The organism is Caballeronia ptereochthonis (assembly GCF_001545075.1).
GTDB classification, from domain to species: Bacteria; Pseudomonadota; Gammaproteobacteria; order Burkholderiales; family Burkholderiaceae; genus Caballeronia; species Caballeronia ptereochthonis.
Genome location: NZ_FCOB02000022.1, coordinates 110,950 through 134,260 on the forward strand (window position 1 = coordinate 110,950; position 23,311 = coordinate 134,260).

Annotated in this window: 23 protein-coding genes; 12 read left to right on the plus strand and 11 right to left on the minus strand. The window is 65.3% G+C overall.

The window, feature by feature from the left end:
• Positions 1–2: 2 nt before the first annotated feature.
• Entirely contained in the window at positions 3–242 is a 240-nt protein-coding gene (locus AWB83_RS23040) for a hypothetical protein (RefSeq protein WP_087047928.1), read from the plus strand.
• 13 nt (positions 243–255) lie between these two features.
• On the opposite strand, the gene rfaE2 is transcribed toward AWB83_RS23040, so the two are convergent.
• The 7 genes from rfaE2 to AWB83_RS23075 form a co-directional block, all read right to left on the minus strand.
• A complete protein-coding gene (rfaE2, locus tag AWB83_RS23045; RefSeq protein WP_087047969.1) occupies positions 256–738 on the minus strand; it encodes a D-glycero-beta-D-manno-heptose 1-phosphate adenylyltransferase in 483 nt (160 codons plus the stop codon).
• Positions 739–878: 140 nt separating this feature from the next.
• The gene (locus tag AWB83_RS23050; protein ID WP_087047929.1) at positions 879–1,754 is read right to left on the minus strand and encodes a ferritin family protein; all 876 of its coding nucleotides are present in this window, start codon (positions 1,752–1,754) and stop codon (positions 879–881) included.
• 457 nt (positions 1,755–2,211) lie between these two features.
• Complete coding sequence (locus AWB83_RS23055) at positions 2,212–3,213, minus strand: MerR family transcriptional regulator (RefSeq protein ID WP_087047970.1); 1,002 nt, start codon at positions 3,211–3,213, stop codon at positions 2,212–2,214.
• 256 nt (positions 3,214–3,469) lie between these two features.
• On the minus strand, positions 3,470–4,243 hold the full coding sequence (locus AWB83_RS23060; RefSeq protein WP_087047930.1) for a PhaM family polyhydroxyalkanoate granule multifunctional regulatory protein: 774 nt from the start codon (positions 4,241–4,243) through the stop codon (positions 3,470–3,472).
• Between the two features lie 39 nt (positions 4,244–4,282).
• Positions 4,283–5,110, minus strand: coding sequence for an enoyl-CoA hydratase/isomerase family protein (locus AWB83_RS23065; RefSeq protein ID WP_087047931.1), 828 nt, complete (start codon positions 5,108–5,110; stop codon positions 4,283–4,285).
• Positions 5,111–5,137: 27 nt separating this feature from the next.
• Positions 5,138–6,310 (minus strand): ABC transporter substrate-binding protein, encoded by a 1,173-nt coding sequence (locus AWB83_RS23070; RefSeq protein WP_374729130.1) that lies wholly within the window; start codon positions 6,308–6,310, stop codon positions 5,138–5,140.
• A 126-nt stretch (positions 6,311–6,436) separates the two neighbouring features.
• Positions 6,437–7,423, minus strand: a complete 987-nt coding sequence (locus AWB83_RS23075; protein ID WP_087047933.1) for a fumarylacetoacetate hydrolase family protein — start codon at positions 7,421–7,423, stop codon at positions 6,437–6,439.
• An 81-nt stretch (positions 7,424–7,504) separates the two neighbouring features.
• Between AWB83_RS23075 and AWB83_RS23080 the strand changes: the two genes are divergently transcribed.
• The 7 genes from AWB83_RS23080 (at position 7,505) to AWB83_RS23110 (ending at position 15,359) form a co-directional block, all read left to right on the plus strand.
• Positions 7,505–8,332 carry an IclR family transcriptional regulator gene (locus tag AWB83_RS23080; protein ID WP_096059387.1) on the plus strand — a complete coding sequence of 276 codons (828 nt, stop codon included), beginning with the start codon at positions 7,505–7,507 and terminating at the stop codon, positions 8,330–8,332.
• Positions 8,333–8,422: 90 nt separating this feature from the next.
• The gene (locus AWB83_RS23085) at positions 8,423–9,646 is read left to right on the plus strand and encodes a DUF3108 domain-containing protein (RefSeq protein WP_087047934.1); all 1,224 of its coding nucleotides are present in this window, start codon (positions 8,423–8,425) and stop codon (positions 9,644–9,646) included.
• 126 nt (positions 9,647–9,772) lie between these two features.
• Positions 9,773–10,561, plus strand: a complete 789-nt coding sequence (locus AWB83_RS23090; RefSeq protein WP_087047972.1) for an alpha/beta fold hydrolase — start codon at positions 9,773–9,775, stop codon at positions 10,559–10,561.
• A gap of 136 nt (positions 10,562–10,697) precedes the next feature.
• Positions 10,698–10,955 carry a BTH_I0359 family protein gene (locus AWB83_RS23095; RefSeq protein WP_050327759.1) on the plus strand — a complete coding sequence of 86 codons (258 nt, stop codon included), beginning with the start codon at positions 10,698–10,700 and terminating at the stop codon, positions 10,953–10,955.
• Positions 10,956–11,191: 236 nt separating this feature from the next.
• Positions 11,192–12,253, plus strand: a complete 1,062-nt coding sequence (locus AWB83_RS23100; protein WP_087047935.1) for a homocysteine S-methyltransferase family protein — start codon at positions 11,192–11,194, stop codon at positions 12,251–12,253.
• A 25-nt stretch (positions 12,254–12,278) separates the two neighbouring features.
• Positions 12,279–14,996 (plus strand): methionine synthase, encoded by a 2,718-nt coding sequence (gene metH, locus AWB83_RS23105; RefSeq protein ID WP_167389153.1) that lies wholly within the window; start codon positions 12,279–12,281, stop codon positions 14,994–14,996.
• Positions 14,997–15,170: 174 nt separating this feature from the next.
• Entirely contained in the window at positions 15,171–15,359 is a 189-nt protein-coding gene (locus tag AWB83_RS23110; protein WP_087047936.1) for a hypothetical protein, read from the plus strand.
• Positions 15,360–15,480: 121 nt separating this feature from the next.
• On the opposite strand, the gene AWB83_RS23115 is transcribed toward AWB83_RS23110, so the two are convergent.
• Positions 15,481–15,807, minus strand: a complete 327-nt coding sequence (locus AWB83_RS23115; RefSeq protein WP_087047937.1) for a DUF1840 domain-containing protein — start codon at positions 15,805–15,807, stop codon at positions 15,481–15,483.
• A gap of 287 nt (positions 15,808–16,094) precedes the next feature.
• Between AWB83_RS23115 and argS the strand changes: the two genes are divergently transcribed.
• From argS to AWB83_RS23135, 4 genes are all read left to right on the plus strand, one after another.
• A complete protein-coding gene (argS, locus tag AWB83_RS23120; RefSeq protein ID WP_087047938.1) occupies positions 16,095–17,879 on the plus strand; it encodes an arginine--tRNA ligase in 1,785 nt (594 codons plus the stop codon).
• Positions 17,880–18,017: 138 nt separating this feature from the next.
• Entirely contained in the window at positions 18,018–18,779 is a 762-nt protein-coding gene (locus tag AWB83_RS23125; protein ID WP_087047974.1) for an SPOR domain-containing protein, read from the plus strand.
• Between the two features lie 181 nt (positions 18,780–18,960).
• Positions 18,961–19,608, plus strand: a complete 648-nt coding sequence (locus AWB83_RS23130) for a thiol:disulfide interchange protein DsbA/DsbL (RefSeq protein ID WP_087047939.1) — start codon at positions 18,961–18,963, stop codon at positions 19,606–19,608.
• A gap of 22 nt (positions 19,609–19,630) precedes the next feature.
• Positions 19,631–20,404: an SDR family oxidoreductase gene (locus AWB83_RS23135; protein WP_087047940.1), complete on the plus strand. Its 774-nt coding sequence runs from the start codon at positions 19,631–19,633 to the stop codon at positions 20,402–20,404.
• Positions 20,405–20,494: 90 nt separating this feature from the next.
• Here the strand turns inward: AWB83_RS23135 and AWB83_RS23140 are convergent, their stop codons facing one another.
• The 3 genes from AWB83_RS23140 to cheZ form a co-directional block, all read right to left on the minus strand.
• Positions 20,495–21,817: a DUF3443 domain-containing protein gene (locus tag AWB83_RS23140; RefSeq protein WP_087047941.1), complete on the minus strand. Its 1,323-nt coding sequence runs from the start codon at positions 21,815–21,817 to the stop codon at positions 20,495–20,497.
• Between the two features lie 18 nt (positions 21,818–21,835).
• Complete coding sequence (locus tag AWB83_RS23145) at positions 21,836–22,357, minus strand: DUF2844 domain-containing protein (protein WP_087047942.1); 522 nt, start codon at positions 22,355–22,357, stop codon at positions 21,836–21,838.
• A gap of 247 nt (positions 22,358–22,604) precedes the next feature.
• Positions 22,605–23,309, minus strand: coding sequence for a protein phosphatase CheZ (gene cheZ / locus AWB83_RS23150; protein ID WP_087047943.1), 705 nt, complete (start codon positions 23,307–23,309; stop codon positions 22,605–22,607).
• Between the last annotated feature and the right edge of the window lie 2 nt (positions 23,310–23,311).

The following is a 23,311-nucleotide window of genomic DNA, read 5'->3' on the forward strand; positions in this document are numbered from 1 at the left end:
GAATGCTGCGCTGGCTGATCACCCTCCTGATTCTCGCCAACCTGCTGATGTTCGCGGTCATGCGCGGCGCCTTCGGTCCGCTGCCGGCCGCGGGCGCGCGCGAGCCGCATCACCTGTTGCAGCAGGTTCATCCCGAAGCGCTGACGACGCGCGCGCTCCATCCCGAAGAATCGTTCGATCAGCCGCGCGTCGGCGGCCCGGCGCCCGCCGCGAACGTGCAGGCCTCGCCGCTCGGGCAGTAAGCCTCGACGCGGCTCAGGACTGCGCGCGGACCTTCCTGAGCAATGCGGTCGTCGAGCGGTCGTGCTCGAACGCGATGGCGAGCGCCCGGCCGCCCCAGCCGCGCACGAGCGCCGATTCGGCCAGCTTGTCCATGTCGTAGTCGCCGCCTTTCACGAGCACGTCGGGGCGCAACGCCTCGATCAGTTGCAGCGGTGTCGATTCCTCGAACTTCACCACCCAGTCGACGCTTTCCAGCGCCGCGAGCAGCGCCATGCGATCGTCCTCGCGATTGATCGGGCGATCGTCGCCCTTGCCGAGCGTACGTACCGAAGCATCGCTGTTCACGCCGACGATGAGCGTCGCGCCCAGCGCCTTCGCGTCGGCGAGATAGGTCACGTGACCACGATGAAGAATGTCGAAGACGCCGTTGGTGAAGACGACGGGACCGGCGAGCGTCGGACGAAGCGCGGCGAGCGCCTCGCGCGTGGTGAGCTTGCGTTCGAAAATGGCGGGCATGGCGGCGCTCGATGCGGTGTTCTGAAAGCGCAAATTGTGCCACGGCGCCTGGCGCGGAATGCGATATCGATGCGGCACGAAAAGCAAAACGGCCCGCCGGTTCAACCCGGCGGGCCGTCTCTCCTTCAAAGCCCGAGGACTCAGGCCGGCTGCTCGGCCGAGCCGCCCGGCGCGGCCTGCAGACGCTGCACCACTTCCTTGCGATAACGGTTCAGCTCCTGCGCGGTCACGAACGAACGCTCGAACAGAATCGACAGGTTGTGCAGGATGCGCTCGACGACCTTCCTCTCCCAGCTGTCGTCGAAGCGGATCTGGTCGTCGAGCCAGCGCTCGAGCCACTCCGGATCAGGCAGGCGCGACTGCACGGTATCGCGCGGGAAGAGGGCCTGATTGACGTGCAGGTTGGTTGGATGCAGCGGCTTTTCGGTGCGGCGCGCGGAGGCCATCAGCACGCCGATCTTCGCGAACGCGGCGCGCGCCGTATCGCCCGCATTCGCGAGCGCCTTCTTCATGTAGCGCAGATACGCGCCGCCGTGGCGGGCTTCGTCGCGCGAAATGGTTTCGTAGATGTGCTTGATGACCGGCTCGGTATGCCATTCGGCAGCGCGGCGGTACCAGTGATTCAGGCGGATCTCGCCGCAGAAGTGCAGCATCAGCGTTTCGAGCGGCGGCGCCGGATCGAACTCGAAGCGCACCGCGTGCAGCTCCTCTTCGGTCGGCACGAGTTCGGGCCTGAAGCGCCGCAGATACTCCATCAGCACGAGCGAATGCTTCTGCTCCTCGAAGAACCATACGCTCATGAAAGCGGAAAAGTCGCTGTCGTGGTGGTTGTCACGCAGGAACATTTCGGTTGCGGGAAGAGCGGACCATTCGGTGATCGCGTTCATCTTGATGGTCCTGGCCTGCTCGTCGGTGAGCAGGGACGCATCGAACGTGTCCCAAGGAATGTCTTTTTCCATATCCCAGCGGACGGATTCCAGCGATTTATAGAGTTCCGGATAAAGCATGGTGTTCATAGTCCACCCCTGATGCCACTTATGCGACGTTATATCTGTATTGACTTTCGGTTCACACGTGCGCAAATGCCTTGCACGGGAACAGCCAAGCTTTCAATTTTACGCGGGATTCGGTCGGCCGAAGACGAAAAGCGACAACGAAGCGCTGGAAATAGCGCCGCGGCAACGCATCGCGTCCCGCTGTTAACACTGCACTTCCCCGTGCAAATGTTGCGTGTTGTGCGTCTTGTTCTACCGTGGGTGAGGAGCGAAACCTGTGCCTGAGGTATGTTCAAGTGAAGCCGAGCCTGCCGCCGGCACTGCGCCGGCCGCGCAGTATGGCACACCGGCGTGACAGCGGTGCGAGGCGCATGCAACGCGAACTACGCGGCGCCGCCTGTGGCTGGCGCGGACTGCGGCGCTGGGCGCGCCAGCCGTCGAGTCCCGCGTCATCGCCCGCCGCGACGAGCGTCTTTGATCATAGCACGGCCGATTGACGCCAATCCGCGACAGTCGCGTCGATCGGGGTCAATCCTGCCACGTGATGCACGCCGTCGTGGAACTTGCGGCGCAGCGCCGGACTGCTTCCGCCGACCCAGATGCGCACCTGCGGCGGCAGCAGATTGCGCAGGTCGGTCAGGCCGTGCGCGATGGACTGCGTCGGCATTACCCCCGTGAACGACAGTGCGACGATGTCGACGTTGTGCACCGCCACGGCATCGACGATATCGTGCAGCGGCGTCTGCAGCCCCAACTGGATGCACTCGCATTCGGAGAGCGTGAACATCGCCTCGGCCATCAGGATGCCGAGGCCGTGGCCTTCGCCGGAGAGCGTCGTGAGCAATACGCGCGGGCGGCTGCCGCGCCCACGCAGCGCATCGGAGAGCGGACGCATCAGCGTGCGCAGTGTCGTCTGCAGCGCCTCGCTGAAGAGATGCTCGTGATGGACCTGCAGGGTGCCCGCGGCCCACCCGTTGCCGACGCGCGCCGACAGCGGCGCCGCCACGTCCAGCACGAAGCGCTCGAGCCCGTCGCGCGTCGCGCGCTTCAGAAGTCCGAAGCGAAACTCCTCATAGGCGCTCGCGCGCAGCAACGAAATCAGATGATCGAGCTCGGCGTCCGGCGCGTCCTGCGCGATCCCGGAACGCTCGGCGAACTGCTGCAGCACTTCGATCGACTGCCCGAGCACCTTGCTCGGACGATGCCCCGCGTCCAGCAGACGCTTGACGAGCCGCAGCTTCGACACCTGCTCCTGCGGGTACAGACGCTCGCCGCCGGGCGAGCGCATCGGTCGCGGAAAGCCGTAACGGCGCTCCCAGACGCGCAGCGTGTCCTTCGTCAGACCGATTTCGTGCGCGATCGCGCCAATGCCGATGCCCACCATGCCCGGCGCGGCGGCACGCCTGGGCGCGGGCGCAGAAATCTCCTCGCCAGCGGAAAACGGCTCCAGATCGAAATCCCGTTCGAATGAATTTGCCATGGACAGATCGATGGAAGAAGTCACATCGGGATCGACGCAGATAGCATGCCCGACCGGAAAGTTGGACAAAGTTCGGCATCGTCCACGTTTCATCATAGACAAAATCGAAACGGTCGGCGGTGCAGGATGCATTTTATGCAGATGACGCCGGACGCGGTTCGATGCGCCCGGGCGCATCGAAGGAAATCGGCGGGCCCGTCGGCGCATGGCGCGCCGCCGGGCGTTCGGTCCGAAGGAACGAGACTGAATCGATGACTTACACAGGCTTCTTGCGCGGCGCGGACTTCCTCGCGGGCGCTTTCTTCGCAGCCGCGGCTTCGGGCTTTTCCTCGCCTGCGTCCGCAGCCGGATTCGCCGCGTCCCGAGCGGCGGCAGGCGAATCATCCGCGGCGCCCATCGGGTTCAGCGGGGCGCTCATGCCGGGCTGGAGCATCGCGAGATGCGCGAGCTGGTTGAACTGCGACTGCAGCACGTTCCACCAGCCGGCCGGATCGAACCCGGGCGGCGGCGCGGCGGGCGCCTGCGCGCTCCGTTCCTCGCCTTCGGCGGCCGATTTGTCCGCGGGCGCCTGTCCGGCCGCTTCTTCCTTCGGCGCATCCGGCTTCGCGGCGGCGCCGCCCATCGGCCAGCCGGCAGCAGCGGCCTTCGCCTTCTCCGCCGCCACGTTTTGCGCGCTTTCGACCGAAGTCTGCGCAAACGCGCCGAACGCCCGCAGCGTCGCGAGCGTCGCGCGCTGCACTTCGAGCGCCTGAATCGCCGATTGCAGCATGTTGAGATTGAGCTTCAGCCACTGCTCGACGGCGCGCATGTCGGTCACGCGCTTGTCGAGATCTTCGATATTGGTCAGCGGAGCGAGCATGTCGGACATCATCGAGAGGGAGGGACCCACGCCCTGCCCGCCGCCCGGCATCGCGGCCGCAAACGGGTTCAGGCGCATCAGTTCCCACATCTTGCCCATCATGCTGGCATCGCCGAATCCGGGAAAGCCGGGAATCGTATAGGGCGGCGTGCCGCCTGCGTTGTCGGTCATTCGACTCTCCTTGTTCTCTCGTGTGTATGTTCGCGTGGATCAGAACGGCGCGCCGCCCGGAAAATCCGGCGCGCGCCGCTCGCGAAGCGAGCGCATGCCTTCGTGCACGTCCGGTCCCGCGAAGCCCATGAATTCCAGCGCGAGCGACGTATCGAAGGTCGGCCCCGCCGAACGCAGCCAGTTGTTGAGCGCGTACTTGGTCCAGCGGATCGCGGTCTGCGAGCCCTGCGCGAGACGATTCGCGACTTCGATCGCCTTGGGCATCAGCTCGTTTTCATCGACGGCGAGCGACACGAGCCCGATGCGCTCCGCTTCCTCGCCGCTCACCGGCTCGCACAGCAGCAGATAGTACTTGGCCTTCGCCATGCCGCACAGCAGCGGCCAGACGATCGCCGCATGATCGCCCGCCGCGACGCCGAGCCGCGTATGTCCGTCGATGATGCGCGCCGACTTCGACGCGATCGAGATATCCGCGAGCAAGCCGGCGACCAGCCCCGCGCCGACCGCGGGGCCGTGCATCGCGGAGACGATCGGCTTACCGCAGTTGATCACGTTGTACACGAGATCGCGCGCCTCGCGCCAGACACGCGCGCGCACGTCGAAGTCGTTCGCCATCTCCTCGACGAGCCCGAGATCTCCGCCCGCCGAAAAGCCCTTGCCTTCGCCGCGAATCAGCGCGACGCGCGTATCCGGATCGCGATCGATGTCGCGCCAGATGTCCGCGAGTTCGCGATGCATGCTGGCGTCAGCGGTGGAGAGACCGCTCTTGTTCGCGCCCGTTCCGGGCATCACCACTTCGAGCACGCCATGCGGATGGCGGCGCAGCTCGAGCGACTTGTAGCCCGAGTAAATGGAGAGATCGCTCATGTCGTTCGCCTCGCGTTGTGTTGAGGTTCAGCGCGGCTGATAGACCCACTTGCCGTCGCGGATCTCGACCATCACGCGCGCGCGCTGGTCGAGGCCGATGTGATCCTTGGGCGTCATGTTGACCTGCCCGTTCGTGTCGGCGAAGTTCTTCGTGCCTTCGAGCGCGTCGCGCAGCGCGTTGCGGAACGCGGGCGTGCCGGGCGCGCCCGCCTTCATCGCAATGGGCACCGCGCGGGTGAGCAGCATGCCCGCGTCCCAGGCATACGAGCCGAATGCCGACACGGAACCCGGCCCCTGCTTCGCCTCGTACAGTTTGATGTATTCGAGCGCAAGGCGCTTGGCCGGATGATCATCCGGCAATTGCGCGGCGACGAGCACCGGGCTCGCGGGCAGGAACGTGCCGTTGCAGTCCGCGCCGCACACGCGCAGGAAGTCGCGGTTGCCGACGCCGTGATTGTGATAGACACGGCCCTTGTAGCCGCGCTGCGCGAGCGTCTTCGGCGGCAAGGCGGCGGGCGTGCCGGCCGCGCCGACGACCACCGCGTCCGGCTTCGCGGCGAGGATCTTGAGGATCTGCCCTGTCACGCTCGGATCGGTGCGGTTGAAGCGCTCGTTCGCGACCACGTCGATCCTGTGCAACTGCGCGAACTTCGCGACTTCCGCATAGAAGGTTTCGCCGAGCGCGTCCGCCTGGCCGATGTACGCGAGCGTCTTCACGCCGTGATTGCTCGCGTGCTCGGCGATGGCGGAGGCCATCATCGCGTCGGTCTGCGGCGTCTTGAAGACCCAGCGGCGCTTGTCGTCCACCGGCTCGATGATCTTCGCCGACGACGCGAGCGAGATCATCGGCGTTTGTCCTTGCGCGACGACGTCGATCATCGCGAGCGAGTTGGGCGTGATCGACGAGCCGATGATCGCGTCGACCTGATCCTCGCTGATGAGCTTCTTCGTGCTTTGCACGGCTTGCGTGGTGTCGGACGCGTCGTCGAGCACGATGTAGTCGACGGGCCTGCCGCCCATCTCCTTCGGCAGCAGCGCGACGGTGTCGCGCGCGGGAATGCCGAGCGACGCGGCCGGCCCCGTGAGCGAGAGCACGAGGCCGATCTTCACGGGCTGCGCCGTCTGCGCGAATGCCGCCGTCGTTGCGGCGAACGTCAATGCCGCGCCGACCAGAAACCTCCACTTGCCGCCTGCCACCATCGAAGTCTCCTTGTTGTTTTCGTCGTGTGGTCCGCCGTGCGGCGGCGTCCGGCAAAGTGTAAGGCGAGGCTTGCGCGCATCGCATCGGGCTAAACCCGTTGCGATGCGCGCCATGTCGCTACGCGCTCAATGCTCGGGCTGCACGACCGCCTGATCGATCGCGCCGAAGATGGACCTGCCCTCTTCGTCGAGCATCTCGATCTTCACGCTGTCGCCGAACTTCATGAACTCCGTCTGCGGCGCGCCGTGCTCGATGATCTCGAGACAGCGCTTCTCGGCGATGCAGCAGTAGCCGCGCTTCGCATCCTTGTTGGAGATCGTGCCCGAGCCGACGATCGAGCCCGCGCGCAGGTTGCGCGTCTTCGCGGCGTGCGCGATCAGCTGGCCGAAGTGGAACACCATGTCGACGCCGCAATCCGGCTGGCCGACCTTCCTGCCATTCCAGTGCACGATCATCGGACGGTGCACGCGGCCTTCGCGCCATGCGTCGCCGAGTTCGTCGGGCGTGACGGCGACGGGCGAGAAGGCTGTCGCGGGCTTGCTCTGGAAAAAGCCGAAGCCTTTCGCGAGCTCGGCGGGAATGAGATTGCGCAGCGACACGTCGTTCACGAGCATCAGCAGGCGCACGCTCTTCAATGCTTCGTCGGGCATCGCGGCCATGTGGACGTCGGACGTGATCACGGCGACTTCCGCCTCGAAGTCGATGCCGTACGATTCGGTCGCGACCACGATGTCGTCCGTCGGGCCCAGAAGATCGTCGCTGCCGCCCTGGTACATGAGCGGATCGGTCCAGAACTCGGGCGGCATTTCCGCGCCGCGCGCACGGCGCACGAGTTCGACGTGATTCACGTATGACGAGCCGTCCGCCCACTGGAACGCGCGCGGCAGCGGCGCCATGCACGCCTTCGGATCGAACGGGAACGTGTTGCGCGCGCGGCCCAGATTGAGCGCCTCGTAGACTTCCATGAGCTGCGGCGCGTAGAAGGTCCAGTCGTCGAGCGCGCGCTGCAGCGTCGACACGATTCCATCGGCGATGGCCGCCGTGCGCAGATCGCGCGATACGACGACGAGCTGGCCGTCGCGCGTGCCGTCCTTCAGCGTGGCAAGTTTCATAGAGCGGTGTCGGTGACTTGAGGTGACGTTAAGGGAAATCTATTTTACGATGGTGAATCCCCGGCTGTTCCCACGAACTCGATGCAATCGATCCAATCCGCCACTTCCGACGACGAAGACACCCTCGACACAAGCGACGCCGCCGAGGAAAAGACGCGCTCCGGCATTCAATCGATCGAAGTGGGCTTCCGGCTGCTCGACGTGCTCACCAACGAGCCGCGCGCGATGATGCTGCGCGACCTCGCGCAGCGCGCGGGCATGAGCCCGGCGAAGGCGCATCGCTATCTCGTGAGCTTTTTGCGGCTGGGGCTCGCGTCGCAGGATCCGGTTTCCGGCCGCTACGAGCTCGGCGGGTTCGCGTTGCAGATGGGCCTCGCGCGGCTCGCCCGCGTCGATGGCGTGAGGCTCGCGCGCATCGCGCTCGCGGAATTGCGCGACCGGCTCGACCAGACGGTCGGCATCGCGGTGTGGGGCAATCAGGGGCCGACCGTCGTGCACTGGATGGAGTCGAGCCATCCGGCGAAGGCATCGCTCAAGCTGGGCGACGTGATGCCGCTGCTCTCGTCGGCGACCGGCCTGCTCTTTGCCGCATATCTTCCCCGCAGCAAGACGCAGCCGATGCTCGACCGCGAACTCATCGCCATGAAGCAGACGATGGCCGACGTCGAGCCCCTCATCGCCGATGTGCGCGAACACGGCGCGGCGCGCGTCGAAGGCATGTTGCTGCCGACGATCCACGCGTTCTGCACGCCGGTCTTCGATTCGACAGGCGAGCTCGCGCTCGGGCTGATCGCGCTCGGACACGAAGGCACGTTCGATACGCGCTGGGGCGGTGAGATCGATTCCGCCCTGCGCGAGTGCGCGCGCAGCTTGTCGTACGAATTGGGGTACAAAGCCGGAGAGCGCTGAATACGCGGGTTGCGTGCGCAAGGAACATCGGTTCGATCGCGTGTGTCGTAAACCTTTCGCCCTCCCGCAACGCGCGCTTCCCTCTGCACGATGCCACTGTTTCCGTTCCACCGTCCTCGCCCGACGACCGGCGAGCCACCCGATGCCGCTCCCCGAACCGCCGCGCCGCGCCGCTGGCGGCGCTGGGTGCTGGCCGCGGTGATCGTCGCGGGCGTGCACTGGAGCGCGCTTCGGTGGATCGAGCACAATCGGCAGCCGGCGAATCCACCGCCCGAAGCGCCGCCCGTGCAGATCGAGTTGCTCACGCCCAAACCGGTCGCGCCACCCGCGCCGCCACCGCCACCGCCCGCGCCTGCACCGGCTCCGGCGGCGGCACCCAAATCTGCTGCGCCGGCGCCGAAGCCGGCTCCCGCGCCCGCCGCGCCGGTTCTGAGCGCGGTCACGCCGCAGCCGGACGCGCCGGCGGCGGCCTCGGGCGCGGCGGCATCCGCGCCGGCCGCGGCGTCGGTCGCGTCTGCCTCCGGCGCGACGCAGGCATCGGCTGCGGCGCCTCCGGCCGCGTCGCAGCCCGCCGCATCAGGCGACAGGCTCAGCGTTCCGCCCACCGGCGAACTGCGTTACGACACGCTCGTGAACGGCATGATGAATCAGACCGGCACGATCCACTGGGCCAATGACGGCCAGCATTACGAAATGGTCGTATCGATTCCTCTGCCTTTCGTCGGTCCGTATGTGTATTCGAGCAAGGGCCATATCGACGGATTCGGCATCGCACCGGAGCAGTACTCGGAGCAGCGCGGCCGCCGCGCCGCCGACGTGGCCATCTTCAATCGGGAAACGAAGCAGATCGTCTACACGAAGACGCCGCAATCCCAGCCGCTCGCCGACGGCGCGCAGGACCGCTTCAGCGTCGTCATGCAGTTGGCGAGTCTCGTGCGGGGCGCGCCGGAGCGCTACAAGCCCGGCGTGACGCGGCAATTCAGCGTCGCGGACAACGACAGCAACGAAATCTGGCCGATCGAAACCGTCGGCGACGAAACCGTGCAGGCGCGCGACGGCTTCACGACCGCGCGGCATTTCACGCGGCTGCCGCGCCGCGACGGCGACAGGCGCAAGCTCGACATCTGGCTCGCGCCGTCGCTCGGCTGGCTGCCCGTGCGAATTCTGCAAACCGAGCCGAACGGAATGCAAATCGAACTGCTCTGGGCGGGCAAGCTCGCGCCGCCCGCCGCATCCGGCCAGGGCGCGGCCGCGGGCACGCAAGGTGCGCCTGAGGAATCCGCGCCTGCCGCGCCGCAGCCGGACAAACCGTAACGTCACCATGGTGACAGCCGTCACTCGGCCGTAACATTTCGTGACGCCGGAAGCGGCAGAAGGCGCGTGACACTCATGCAGCCAGTCGGAAACAGCATCGCAAATCGCATCTATTTCGGAGCCGTTATGCAGTTGACGATCAATCGCATCGATACACGCTATGTTCTCGACAACGAAGGCGGCGGTCCGTGGGTCGTCTTCATTCATCAACTGGCGGGCGATCTCTCCGTCTGGGACCAGATGGCCGGCTACTTCCGCAACGACTTCACCGTCCTGCGCTACGACCTGCGCGGCCACGGCGACACGAGCGTCTCGCCCGACGCCTTCACGATCGACGACCTCGCCGACGATCTCGCCGCGTTGCTCGACAAGCTCGGCGCGCGTTCGGCACATGCCGTCGGGCTGTCGATCGGCGGCATGGTCGCGCAAAAGCTCGCCATCAACCATGCGGACAAAGTGGAATCCCTGACGGTGGTCGGCGCGCCGGCCTTCATCCCGGAGGACGCGCGGCCGTCCTTCGCGCAACGTGCGGCTTCCGTGCGCAAAGACGGGACTGCGAGTATCGTGGAAGTGACGCTCGAGCGCTGGCTCACGCCCGAATTCCGCAAGGCGCATCCCGAAGTGGTCGAGCAGATCGGGGAAACGATCGCACGCACGCCCGCGGAGGGATTTGCGCGCGCGGCGGAGGCGCTCAGCCGCTTCGACGCGCGCGACAAGCTCGCCTCTGTGAGGAAGCGCACGCTGGTCGTCGCGGGCAGGCACGACGTTGGCACGCCGCATGCTGCGTCAAAAGTGATCGCAGACACGGTGCCGGGCGCGCAATTCGAACTACTCAACGCGGCGCACCTGTCACCGGTCGAGGAATCGCAGCGCTTCAGTGCGCTATTGGGAGGCTTCTTACGCGATTCCGATTGATTCTTTGCGTAACTGCTGCAAAAGAAAGCCTCGATACAACCGGCATCACATCGAGGCCACCCCTTGAATTCCAACCCAAGCGCTCCACCTACGGTGCAGGAATTGCCAGGAGCAACAAGGAATAAGGAGTGTCGCCATGCAAATGATCTACAACAGCCCCAACTATTGCGTCGTCGAGTTTCCGCCGCAGGACAACCATCTCGCCATGAAGGCGGGCGGCTACGAGATCGTTGACAAAAACACGCAACGGGAGATTTTTATCGACGGCGCGCTTGCGGCGAAGTTTCGCGAGCACGTGCAGAAGCTGATCGAAGAAGAGCCATCGCTCGAGGATGTCGATGAGTTCCTCGGCCAGTTCGATATCTTGATGAACCAGCCGGTCGTGCTTCACTGATTCACCCGGGCGCGGGAGGCTTGCAGCCTTCCCGCCCCCCGCCGCCGCACGGACATGCGGCTCAGGCGACACTCGTCCCCTCTCCCGAAAGACCCCGTCCGGCAGCCGGCGGGGTTCTTTTTTTGGCGCCGTCCCTTCTTCTTGCGCCGCCGTCCAGGCCGTCCGCGCGGAGCGAGGCCCCCTCGCTGCGGCTACAATGTCAGGCTATTTCACATTTGGTGCAGGCCTCGTCCGTCATGACCCAGAACGCCACTCCGAAAGCCGCCGCGCGCACCTACACGCGCGGCGCCGCGCTGCCCGCGCTCCTGCAGAAGCGCATCCTGATCCTCGACGGCGCGATGGGCACGATGATCCAGCGCTACAAGCTCGACGAGGCCGCCTATCGCGGCGAGCGCTTCAAGGACTACGGCCGCGACATCAAGGGCAATAACGAACTGCTGTCGATCACGCAGCCGCAGATCATCCGCGAGATTCACGAGCAGTATCTGGCGGCGGGTGCGGACATCGTCGAGACGAACACCTTCGGCGCGACGCGCGTCGCCCAGGCCGATTACGGCATGGAGGACCTCGCCGCCGAGATGAACGTCGAATCGGCGAAGCTCGCGCGCGAAGCCTGCGACAAGTACGCGACGCCCGACAAGCCGCGCTTCGTCGCGGGCGCGATCGGACCGACGCCGAAGACGGCGAGCATCTCGCCCGACGTGAACGATCCGGGCGCGCGCAACGTGACCTTCGACGAACTGCGCGACGCCTACTACGAGCAGGCGAAGGCGCTGCTCGACGCGGGCTGCGATCTGTTCCTGGTCGAGACCATCTTCGATACGCTGAACGCCAAGGCCGCGCTGTTCGCGCTCGACCAGTTGTTCGAGGATACCGGCGAGCTCGTGCCGATCATGATTTCCGGCACGGTGACCGATGCTTCGGGCCGCATCCTGTCGGGCCAGACGGTCGAGGCGTTCTGGAACTCGCTGCGTCACGCGAAGCCGCTGACCTTCGGCCTGAACTGCGCGCTCGGCGCGGCGCTGATGCGGCCGTACATCGCCGAACTGGCGAAGCTGTGCGACACGTACGTGTCGTGCTACCCGAACGCCGGCCTGCCGAACCCGATGAGCGATACCGGCTTCGACGAAACGCCGGACGTGACCTCGGGCTTGCTGAAGGAATTCGCGACGGCGGGACTCGTGAACGTCGCGGGCGGCTGCTGCGGCACGACGCCGGAGCACATCGCGGAGATCGCCAAGGCGCTCGCCGAAGTGAAGCCGCGCACGTTCCCCTCGCAATACCGCGACGCAGCCTGACATCGACCATCAGATAAAAGACACCATGACCGACCACACGATGCGTCTCTCCGGCCTCGAGCCGTTCAACGTCACCGACGGCTCGCTCTTCATCAACGTCGGCGAGCGCACCAACGTGACGGGCTCGAAGGCGTTCGCGCGCATGATCCTGAACGGCCAGTTCGACGAAGCGCTCGCCGTCGCGCGCCAGCAGGTCGAGAACGGCGCGCAGGTCATCGACATCAACATGGACGAAGCGATGCTCGATTCAAAAGCCGCGATGGTGCGCTTTCTGAATCTGATCGCATCGGAGCCGGATATCGCGCGCGTGCCGATCATGATCGACTCGTCGAAGTGGGAGGTGATCGAAGCGGGCCTCAAGTGCGTGCAGGGCAAGGCGATCGTGAACTCGATCTCGCTCAAGGAAGGCGAGGACGCGTTCAGGCATCACGCGAACCTGATCAGGCGTTATGGCGCGGCGTCGGTCGTGATGGCGTTCGACGAGCAAGGGCAAGCCGATACCTTCGAGCGCAAGACGCAGATCTGCAAGCGCTCGTACGACATCCTCGTGAACGAAGTGGGCTTCGAGCCCGAGGACATCATCTTCGATCCGAACATCTTCGCGATCGCGACGGGCATCGAGGAGCACAACAACTACGCTGTCGACTTCATCAACGCGACGCGCTGGATCAAGCAGAACCTGCCGCACGCGAAGGTGAGCGGCGGCGTGTCGAACGTGTCGTTCTCGTTCCGCGGCAACGATCCGGTGCGCGAAGCGATCCACACCGTGTTCCTGTACCACGCGATTCAGGCGGGCATGGACATGGGCATCGTCAACGCGGGTCAGCTGGGCGTCTACGCCGATCTCGATCCCGAGTTGCGCGAGAAAGTGGAAGACGTCGTGCTCAATCGCCGCGAAGACGGCACCGACCGCCTGCTCGAAATCGCCGACAAGTTCAAGACCGGCGCCGCGAAGAAGGAAGAGAACCTCGAATGGCGCAACCAGCCGGTCGAGGCGCGTCTGTCGCATGCGCTCGTGCACGGCATCACGAACTTCATCGTCGAAGATACCGAGGAAGTACGGCAGAAGATCCATGCCGCCGGCGGCCGTCCGATCAACGTGATCGAAGGGCCGCTGATGGACGGCATGAACATCGTCGGCGACCTGTTCGGCGCGGGCAAGATGTTCCTGCCGCAAGTGGTGAAGTCGGCGCGCGTGATGAAGCAGGCGGTCGCGCATCTGATTCCGTTCATCGAGGAAGAAAAGAAGCGTCTCGCCGACGCGGGCGCGGACGTGCGGCCGAAGGGCAAGATCGTCATCGCGACCGTGAAGGGCGACGTGCACGACATCGGCAAGAACATCGTGTCGGTCGTGCTCCAGTGCAACAACTTCGAAGTGGTCAACATGGGCGTGATGGTGCCCTGCGCGACCATCCTGCAGAAGGCGAAGGAAGAAGGCGCGGACATCATCGGCCTGTCCGGCCTCATCACGCCGAGTCTCGAAGAGATGGCTTACGTCGCCTCCGAAATGCAGCGCGACGAATACTTCCGCGGCAAGCAGACACCGCTTCTGATCGGCGGCGCGACGACTTCGCGCGTGCATACCGCCGTCAAGATCGCGCCGAATTACGAAGGGCCGGTGGTGTATGTGCCGGATGCCTCGCGTTCGGTGTCGGTGGCGTCGAGCCTCCTGTCGGACGAAGGCGCGGCGAAGTATCTCGACGAGCTCAAGGGCGACTACGACCGCATCCGCAGGCAGCACGCCAACAAGAAGGCGCAGCCGATGGTCACCTACGACGAGGCGCGCGCCAACAAGACGAAGATCGACTGGAGCGCGTTCAGACCGAAGAAACCGGGCTTCATCGGGCGTCGTGTGTTCAAGAATTACGATCTCGCGGAACTGGCGAAGTACATCGACTGGGGTCCGTTCTTCCAGACCTGGGATCTGGCCGGTCCGTATCCCGCCATCCTGAACGACGAGATCGTCGGCGAATCGGCGCGGCGCGTGTTCTCGGACGGCAAGTCGATGCTCTCGCGCCTCATTCAGGGCCGCTGGCTGACCGCGAACGGCGTCATCGCGCTCTTGCCCGCGAACACCGTGAACGACGACGACATCGAGATCTACACCGACGAATCGCGCTCGCAGGTCGCGATGACGTGGCGCAACCTGCGCCAGCAGAGCGTGCGGCCGGTCGTGGACGGCGTCATGCGTCCGAACCGCTCGCTTGCCGATTTCATCGCGCCGAAGAACTCCGGCGTGGCCGACTACATCGGCCTGTTCGCGGTGACGGCCGGCCTGGGCGTCGACAAAAAGGAACAGCAGTTCGAAGCCGATCACGACGACTACAGCGCCATCATGCTGAAGGCGCTCGCAGACCGTTTCGCCGAAGCCTTCGCCGAAGCGCTGCACGCGCGCGTGCGCCGTGAGCTGTGGGGTTACGCGGCGAACGAATCGCTCGACAACGATGCGCTCATCGCGGAGAAGTACGTCGGCATTCGCCCCGCGCCGGGCTATCCGGCGTGCCCGGATCACCTCGTCAAGCGCGATATGTTCGAAGTGCTTCAGGCGGACGAGATCGGCATGACTTTGACCGAATCGCTCGCGATGTTGCCGGCAGCGAGCGTCTCGGGCTTCTATCTCGCGCATCCGGACAGCACCTACTTTTCGGTCGGCAAGATCGGCGACGACCAGCTCGCGAGCTACGCGGAACGCATGGCCATTTCCACTTCGGATGCGGAACGCGCGCTCGCGCCGCTACGCTGAAATAAAGCGCAGTAGTAGGGCTAACGCTCATCCTGTTGTGAAAAAACATACGCGCGGCGTGATGAGGAAAAAAAGCGCCAGCTGATCGGCGAGGATTTTTTTCTTTCCGTAAACTGTCGCTGCGATACGCCGTCATGACGACGGACACGCATATTTCGTCACGGAGAAAGTCGCATGAAGAAGCTGACGTCCGCCGCAACCGTAGCGATCGCAGCCGCCGTTCTCGCGTCGAGTTCGGCTGCCTTCGCGCAGCCCGCCAGCAGCACGACCGCGTCGTCGTACTCGCCGCCGCAGACCGAGCACAAGAAGAAGCCCAAGAAGCCCAAGAAGCCGAAGTCGGCGACCAACGGCCAGTCGCAGTAACCGGCGTGATCGCGACGACACCGTTCGACGTATCACGAATATTGGTAGGAAGAAAAAACCCGCATCGGCGCCCGGTGCGGGTTTTTTTGTTCGTGGCCGCGCAACAGAAGCCGGGAGAAGCTCAGACGCCCCAGAGAATGTCCGTGTTCTCTTTCTGCGCGAGGCGCAGCATGTCGAGGAACGGATAGGCGCGCTGCGCGAGCCCGATCGGAATCTCGTGAGGTTCGTGCCCTTCCTCGCCTTCGTGGAAGTGGCCGTCGTGCTCGGCGCGCTCCTTCTTGTCGACGACGACGGCGGCTTCCAGTTTCTGGATCGCTGAAGGCAGTTCTTCGTGCGTGATGACGCCCCGTTCGGTGAGGTGCTTGCCGATGATGCCCAGCAAGTACTCCGCAAGGTTCTCCAGCATCATGACATCTGGTGCGGCGGGGGTTTTGAATGTGATCAGCATGGCATGGTCCTTTTGTTTATGTTGGGTCATAGGCGGTTTGCAAACGAAACGCGCAGACGAGCCGGTCTCCCTGACAACATGACGACACCCTGATTCGACATATTAGCACCTGCTAAAATCCCCACTTTGTAGGTATATAACCGGGCTCAATCCGTTATATGTCCGCGAAGCCTCGCAGACATGGCGAGCGGCGTCCCTTCGCACCGCGCACACCGGGTTCCGAGCGCACGCCGTGCTCGACCCGATCGCCATACCCTCCGGACTCGCTCCACTGGATCACATTCAGCATGCTGCCCGCACATAAACATACTCTCGAAACGCTCCTCACCGACGCGGTCAAGCAGGTCGCGCAAGCCAGCCAGGGCGCCAGCGAAGCGGCGTTCGTCACGCCCGCGATCGTACTCGAACGGCCGAAGGTCGCGGCGCACGGCGACGTGGCGTCGAATGTCGCGATGCAGCTCGCCAAGCCGCTGCGCGCCAATCCGCGCCAGCTCGCGCAGCAAATCGTCGATGCGGTGCTCGGCCTTCCGGCGGCCAACGGCCTCGTCGAGAGCGCGGAAGTGGCGGGTCCCGGCTTCATCAATCTGCGTCTTGCAGCAACGGCGAAGCAAGCCGTGATCCCGGCCGTGCTGGGCGAAGGCGCCGCCTACGGCCGCTCGACGCGCGACGCGGGCAGGCACGTGCTCGTCGAGTTCGTGTCGGCCAATCCGACCGGGCCGCTGCACGTCGGTCACGGCCGCCAGGCCGCACTCGGCGACGCGCTCTCGAACCTGCTCGAAACGCAGGGCTACGACGTGCACCGCGAGTTTTACTACAACGACGCGGGCGTGCAGATCAACAATCTCGCCATCTCGACGCAGGCCCGCGCGCGCGGCTTCAAGCCCGGCGACGCGGAGTGGCCGGAGGCGGCATACAACGGCCAGTACATCGCGGATATCGCGCGCGACTACATGGCAGGCGAGACGGTCGCCGCGAAGGACGGCGATCCCGTGAAAGGCAAGGGCGACGTCGACGATCTCGAAGCCATCCGCCATTTCGCCGTGGCCTACCTGCGTCACGAGCAGGACATGGACCTGACGGCGTTCGGCGTGAAGTTCGACCAGTTCTATCTGGAGTCGTCGCTGTACAAGGAAGGCCGCGTCGAGAAGACGGTCGCGGCGCTGGTCGACGCGGGCAAGACCTACGAGCAGGACGGCGCGCTGTGGCTGCGCACCACCGACGACGGCGACGACAAGGACCGCGTCATGAAGAAGTCCGACGGCACCTACACGTACTTCGTGCCCGACGTCGCGTATCACGTGACCAAGTGGGAGCGCGGCTTCATCAAGGTCATCAACGTGCAGGGCTCGGACCACCACGGCACGATCGCGCGCGTGCGGGCAGGTCTGCAAGGGCTCGGCATCGGCATTCCGAAGGGCTATCCCGACTACGTGCTGCACAAGATGGTGACCGTCATGCGCGACGGCCAGGAAGTGAAGATCTCCAAGCGCGCGGGCAGCTACGTGACGGTGCGCGACCTGATCGAATGGTCGGGCGGCCTGGCTCCCGGCCACGAGACCGCGCCCGACCAGATCGACGAGGAAACCATCCGCCGCGGCCGCGACGCCGTGCGCTTCTTCCTGATCTCGCGCAAGGCCGATACGGAATTCGTGTTCGACATCGATCTCGCGCTCAAGCAGAACGACGAGAACCCGGTCTACTACGTGCAATACGCGCATGCGCGCATCTGCACGATCCTCAACGACTGGAAGGAGCGCTACGGCGGCGACCTCGCGCAAGCCGCCAAGGCGGATCTCTCGCCCCTGTCGAGCGACCGCGCGATGGCGCTGCTCAACAAGCTCGCCGAGTATCCGGACATGCTCGCGCACGCGGCGACCGAGCTCGCGCCGCACGCGGTCGCGTTCTATCTGCGCGATCTCGCTGGCGAATTTCACTCGTTCTACAATGCGGAGCGCGTGCTCGTGGACGAAGAGAAAGAGCGCACTGCCCGCATCGCGCTCCTCGCGGCGACGCGCCAGGTCCTCGAGAACGGTCTCGCGACGATCGGCGTATCGGCTCCTCAAAAGATGTGAACGCCTGCCGCCCCTCGACGCACACGCCGAAATCGGAGTATTCCGGCGTGTGCGCACGGGAGGCTGGCGTCGCCGTGTCTTGACCCACGGCTATAATCGTCGCCCAATCAGAAGACTTTCTCGCAGGTGATTCATACGATGGCAAAACCACGTCGCACGCCCAGGCAATCCAAGCAGTCGAAGCAAACCGGGGGAACCTTTCTCGGCATCGTACTGGGGCTGATCGTCGGCCTCGCGATCGCCGTGATCGTCGCGCTCTACATCACGCGCGCGCCCACGCCGTTCGTGGCGAAGGTCGCGCCGCCGCCATCGGAGGCCAACTCCGCGCCCGCCGCCGCGCAGCCCTACGACCCGAACCGTCCGCTGCAAGGCAAGACGCCGGGCCAGCCGGTGCCGCAGGCCGCGCAGCCCACGCCGCCCAACACCGCGCCGGGCCAGACCAACAATCAGACGCAGTCGTCGGGCATGCTCGACGAACCGCAGATCGTCGAAGTGCCGCCTTCGGGCGCGAGCGCGTCCGCGCCGAAAACCGCCAGCACGGCGAGCGCGAAGAAACCCGAGAACGCGCCGAACGCGACGAGCAACGCCAGCGCCACGCCGCCGAAGGGCGGCTCGGCGCCGACGACGGCGAAGACCACGCCGCCCGCGCCGGGTGATGCGAACACCGGCTACTTCCTGCAAGTGGGCGCGTACAAGACGCAAGCCGACGCCGAGCAGCAGCGCGCGCGCCTGGGCTTCCAGGGCTTCGAATCGAAGGTCACGCAGCGCGACGCGGGCGGTGTGACGTACTATCGTGTGCGCATCGGTCCGTTCGCGAAGTTCGAGGACATGAACACGGCGCGCCAGCGTCTGTCCGATGCGGGCGTCGACACGGCCGTGATCCGCTTCTCCAGGCAATAAGACAGCAAGCGAAGTCAAGGCGCCCGCGCTGCCGCAACACGGGAGCGCGGGCGAGAACGAGGGCCGGCGCGCCATTTCGTCCCGCATGGCCCGGCCGGCCTTAAGCGTGGCTTAAGCGTCGTATGTCCCACTGATGGACCTCTCGTACCCTTCGCGTATCCTTTGCATTCATTCTCCAATCATGAAAAAACTGTTTAGCGCGTTCGCTCTTTCCCTCGGCATCGCCGCCGCTTCGATGAGCGTCGCGAGTTCGGCGACGGCCGCTCCCACGGCGGGCAAGGACTACACGGTTCTGCAGGCGGCACAGCCGGTCGGCGCGCCCGCGGGCAAGGTCGAAGTCATCGAGTTCTTCTGGTACGGCTGCCCGCACTGCAACGAGTTCGAGCCGTACATCGAGGCATGGGCGAAGAAGCAAGGGCCGGACGTCGTGTTCAAGCGCGTGCCGGTGGCGTTCCGCGACGACTTCATCCCGCACTCGAAGATGTATCACGCGCTCGATGCGCTCGGCGTCGCCGAGAAGGTCACGCCGGCCGTGTTCAACGAGATTCACGTGAAGAAGAACTATCTGCTCACGCCGCAGGCGCAGGCGGACTTCCTCGCGACGCAGGGCATCGACAAGAAGAAGTACATGGACGCCTATAACTCCTTCTCGACGCAAAGCGCCGTGCAGCGCGACGCCAAGCTGCTGCAGGACTACAAGATCGACGGCGTGCCGACGATCGTCGTGCAAGGCAAGTACGAAACCGGCCCGGCGATGACCAACAGCCTGCCGGGCACGACGCAGGTGATGGACTTCCTCGTGCAGCAAGTCCGCGACAAGAAGCTCTGATTCCCTCGCCTCTCGCGCCGGTATGGATGCTGTTCGCCTGAAGGTCTTCATCACCGGCGCATCGAGCGGCATCGGCCTCGCGCTGGCCGAGCACTACGTCAGGCGCGGGGCCGCGGTCGGCCTCGTCGCCCGCCGCGCCGAGTCCCTCGCGGCCTTCGCCGCCCGTCACCCGCAAGCCTCCATTTCGATCTACCCCGCCGACGTGCGCGACGCCGACGCGCTCGCCGATGCCGCGCGCCGTTTCATCGCCGAACATGGCCCGGCGGACATCGTCATCGCGAACGCCGGCGTGAGCCGCGGCGCGCTGACCGGCCACGGCGATCTCGACACCTTTCGCGCCGTGATGGACACCAACTACTTCGGCATGGTCGCGACCTTCGAGCCCTTCATCGCGTCGATGACGGCCGCGCGGCGCGGCACGCTCGTCGGCATCGCGAGCGTCGCGGGCGTGCGCGGGCTGCCGGGATCGGGCGCCTACAGCGCGTCGAAGGCCGCGGCGGCGAAGTATCTGGAGGCGCTGCGCGTCGAGATGCGCCCGCTCGGCGTGTCCGTGATCACGATCGCGCCGGGCTACGTGCGCTCGGCCATGACCGTGCGCAATCCCTATCCGATGCCCTTCCTCATGGATGCCGACCGCTTCGCCGCCAAGGCCGCGAGCGCAATCGAGCGTAAAGTGCGCTACGCGACGTTCCCGTGGCAGATGCGCATCGCGGGGATGCTGCTGCACGCGCTGCCGCGCTGGCTCTACGACAGACTCTTCGAGCGCGCGCCGCGCAAGCCGCGCGCGGGCGAATGACGCAAAAAACCGGCTGCGCACAAACGCAGCCGGTTTTTCTTGGCGGACGGTCTGGGCGGAGTCGCCTCCGGTCAGGACATCATCGGCGCGTCAGAACGCCACGTAAGCCGGGCTGTTCGGCAACTCGAATCCGACATACACGTGCCGGCCGAAGAAGAATGGCAAGCCGAAGTCGAAGTAGTTGGGCATACCCAGTTGCCCGCCGAGACTGTTGAACGCGAACTTGGTGCCGTCCTGCGTCAGCGTGCGCGCGTTGACGAGCTGGAACGGGACGACCGACGTATTGCCTTCGGTGCCGCGAATCGTCGCCGACAACGACTGCTCCGAGCTCGGGCAATAGAACGCGCTCGAGCTCGAGCACAGCGCAAAGCTGTCCTGGAAGAAGTTGCCGTTCGATCCGGAATCGAAGAACGTCGTGTACGAGTTCCCCTTGTACGTGCCGGTGAGATCGCCGAACTGGTCCGTGCCGTACTTCGTTACGCCCGTGAGCGCGTTGTTGCTCTGCGTGCCGATGCCGAATATCAGCACGCCGGTCGCGCTCGCCGCGCCGCCATCGGGAACCGGCGGCAATTGCACGATCACGCCGTTGTTGTCGACCGGAAACTTCGCGACGGGATTCGCGACTTGCTGCGTGAGCGGGACCGTGGTTCCGGCGCAGTTCGCGCCGTTGGTGCACGAGAAGTACATCGCATTGAGCGCCGTGTTCACACAGCCGCTGCCGCAGTCGTATGTCTGCGGGCCGATGCCGAGAATGCCGTTCGCGCCGATATCGGCGGTCGAGTTCTCGTCGTTGCCCGACGGGCAGCCATTACTGCCGGTCGGCGCCGACGATGCATCCAGGTCGCCGATGATCTGGATCGGCACGCCGGACGCCACTTCCGTACCGATCTTCACGTCGGCCGTGCGCACGGTGCCCCACGTATAGCCGTCCGCGAAACCCGCGCATTCCGCGAGTTGGCCGCCGTTCGCGGCGCGCGTGCCGGGCAGGCTGCCAAGCACGGACTGCGCCGACGACCCCAGAATGCGCAGGCCGAACGACGCCGTATCGACCTGAATGTTGTCGATGGTCTGACATACCGACGAGCCCGGCGCGCACACCGTCACCGAGACGTTCGGGATGTTGACGAACTTCGCGACGCCGGAGTTGACGTTGATCGGCACCGCGTTCGTGCCGTTGGGCGCGCTCGGCTGCGCGTTCGCCGAGCTGGTGTTCGAGCTTCCGCCGCCGCTGGAGCCGCTGGAGCCGGCGGAGCCGCCGCCCGACGAGCCGCCGCTGCTGGAGCTGGAATTATTGTCGCCGCCACCGCCGCAGGCCGCGAGCATGACGGAAAGAAGGAGCACGCCGAGCCAGCGGACCAAGCCGGCGGAGCGCAGTGAAGAAACGGCGGGAAGGCCGAGTGTCGTTCGATGCATATCGGGTTCTCCCATCGCTTACTGGATATCGCTGGCGGACACGCCGGCGGGCAAGGATTGCGGCAGATACGCACGGCCCGCGAACGCGCCCATGTGCCCGTCCGATTCCACGACGAGCCCGGAATCCTGCACGCTCACCGGCCCGCGGCCTCCGCGCGCGGCGCGCTGAGCCTTCAGTCCTTGCTGATACTGCGGGAAATAGCTGCCGAGCAGCGACGCGAGATCGGGCACGCGCGGCCCTTTCCATGCGATCCCGAACACGGTGCCTTGCGCGGACAAATATTCATTGATGACGGTGCCGCTCGCGAGCGTCGTCGAGCGGATGGTGTAGTCCGACGCCGATGTGCTCGACGCGCCGCTCGCGGTGGCGGCATGCGCGACGGCCTTCGCGGACGTCGCTGTCGCGCCTTGCGGCGCGTTCATCGGTTCGCCGCCGAGCACGGCGTACGCGGGCGCCGCCGCGCACACGCTCAATGCGCTGGCCGCGAACGCCAGCGCTTTTGCCAGATGCCCATGACGAGATTGCTTCGGTGCCTTCACTGGGCCTCCTATCGATTTTTCCGCCGACCGCCCCTCGCAAGCAGCCGGCCCATGACGATTGAGTGACAGATGTGCCACCGTTTTTTTTCGCGCCTTTTCCTCGGTGCGAATACCGTCAGTATGCCAGCCGTGAGGAATAGTCCTAACGTTCGCAAACGCACATAGCGAAAAACGCGAAGCGCAATGGTATGCGCTTCGCGTTCTTCCATAACGCTGAGTACCGCGAAAAGACTGCCTGCGGCCGACCTCAGAAACCGAGGCTCGCAAGCAGATCGTCGACCTGCGATTGATCCTGCACGACGTCGCTGCGTCCTTCGGGATTGATCTGCGGCCCGTTGAGCAGGCCTTCCTGAGCGCCGCCCGACGACGACATGAGCGCGGCCGCCGATGCCGCAAACTGCTCACGCCGCTCGGGCGCGATGTTTTCGAGCAGCACGCCCAGCAGTTGCTGTTCGATCAGATAGACGACGTCCGTGATCTTCTTGATCACCTGACCGGTCAGGTCCTGGAAGTCCTGCGCGAGCATGATTTCCAGCAGTTGCGCATTGGTCGCCTGGGTGCGCTCCGGCACGCTTTGCAGGAACGTGCGCGTTTGCGCGAGCAGCGCGCCCGCTTCGCCTTGCGCGAGCGGCGCGTCGTACCATTGCGCCCAGCGCGCGTCGAGCGCCTGCGCTTCGCTCTGCATCGCTTCCTGCATCGGCTTGGCGAGCTCGATCGCGTTGAGCGCGCGCTCGGCGGCCTGCTCGGTCATCGTGGCGACGTACTTCAGGCGGTCGCGCGCGTCGGGCACGGCTTGCGCGGCGGCTTCGACCTGCTTGTCGAGGCCGAGCTCGCGCATCGAGTCGCGCAGCGTGCGCGTCAGCTGGCCGATGCGCGCGAGGATGCGGTCGCTCGACGGATCGCCTTCGCTTTCGGCAACCGCGGCTGCGAATTCAGTGGTCAGATCGTTCACGA

Coding starts and splice junctions, on each gene's coding strand:
- AWB83_RS23040 (WP_087047928.1), top strand. CDS start 3: ATGCTGCGCTGGCTGATCACCCTCCTGATTCTCGCCAACCTGCTGATG.
- rfaE2 (WP_087047969.1), bottom strand. CDS start 738: ATGCCCGCCATTTTCGAACGCAAGCTCACCACGCGCGAGGCGCTCGCC.
- AWB83_RS23050 (WP_087047929.1), bottom strand. CDS start 1,754: ATGAACACCATGCTTTATCCGGAACTCTATAAATCGCTGGAATCCGTC.
- AWB83_RS23055 (WP_087047970.1), bottom strand. CDS start 3,213: ATGGCAAATTCATTCGAACGGGATTTCGATCTGGAGCCGTTTTCCGCT.
- AWB83_RS23060 (WP_087047930.1), bottom strand. CDS start 4,243: ATGACCGACAACGCAGGCGGCACGCCGCCCTATACGATTCCCGGCTTT.
- AWB83_RS23065 (WP_087047931.1), bottom strand. CDS start 5,110: ATGAGCGATCTCTCCATTTACTCGGGCTACAAGTCGCTCGAGCTGCGC.
- AWB83_RS23070 (WP_374729130.1), bottom strand. CDS start 6,310: ATGGTGGCAGGCGGCAAGTGGAGGTTTCTGGTCGGCGCGGCATTGACG.
- AWB83_RS23075 (WP_087047933.1), bottom strand. CDS start 7,423: ATGAAACTTGCCACGCTGAAGGACGGCACGCGCGACGGCCAGCTCGTC.
- AWB83_RS23080 (WP_096059387.1), top strand. CDS start 7,505: ATGCAATCGATCCAATCCGCCACTTCCGACGACGAAGACACCCTCGAC.
- AWB83_RS23085 (WP_087047934.1), top strand. CDS start 8,423: ATGCCACTGTTTCCGTTCCACCGTCCTCGCCCGACGACCGGCGAGCCA.
- AWB83_RS23090 (WP_087047972.1), top strand. CDS start 9,773: ATGCAGTTGACGATCAATCGCATCGATACACGCTATGTTCTCGACAAC.
- AWB83_RS23095 (WP_050327759.1), top strand. CDS start 10,698: ATGCAAATGATCTACAACAGCCCCAACTATTGCGTCGTCGAGTTTCCG.
- AWB83_RS23100 (WP_087047935.1), top strand. CDS start 11,192: ATGACCCAGAACGCCACTCCGAAAGCCGCCGCGCGCACCTACACGCGC.
- metH (WP_167389153.1), top strand. CDS start 12,279: ATGACCGACCACACGATGCGTCTCTCCGGCCTCGAGCCGTTCAACGTC.
- AWB83_RS23110 (WP_087047936.1), top strand. CDS start 15,171: ATGAAGAAGCTGACGTCCGCCGCAACCGTAGCGATCGCAGCCGCCGTT.
- AWB83_RS23115 (WP_087047937.1), bottom strand. CDS start 15,807: ATGCTGATCACATTCAAAACCCCCGCCGCACCAGATGTCATGATGCTG.
- argS (WP_087047938.1), top strand. CDS start 16,095: ATGCTGCCCGCACATAAACATACTCTCGAAACGCTCCTCACCGACGCG.
- AWB83_RS23125 (WP_087047974.1), top strand. CDS start 18,018: ATGGCAAAACCACGTCGCACGCCCAGGCAATCCAAGCAGTCGAAGCAA.
- AWB83_RS23130 (WP_087047939.1), top strand. CDS start 18,961: ATGAAAAAACTGTTTAGCGCGTTCGCTCTTTCCCTCGGCATCGCCGCC.
- AWB83_RS23135 (WP_087047940.1), top strand. CDS start 19,631: ATGGATGCTGTTCGCCTGAAGGTCTTCATCACCGGCGCATCGAGCGGC.
- AWB83_RS23140 (WP_087047941.1), bottom strand. CDS start 21,817: ATGCATCGAACGACACTCGGCCTTCCCGCCGTTTCTTCACTGCGCTCC.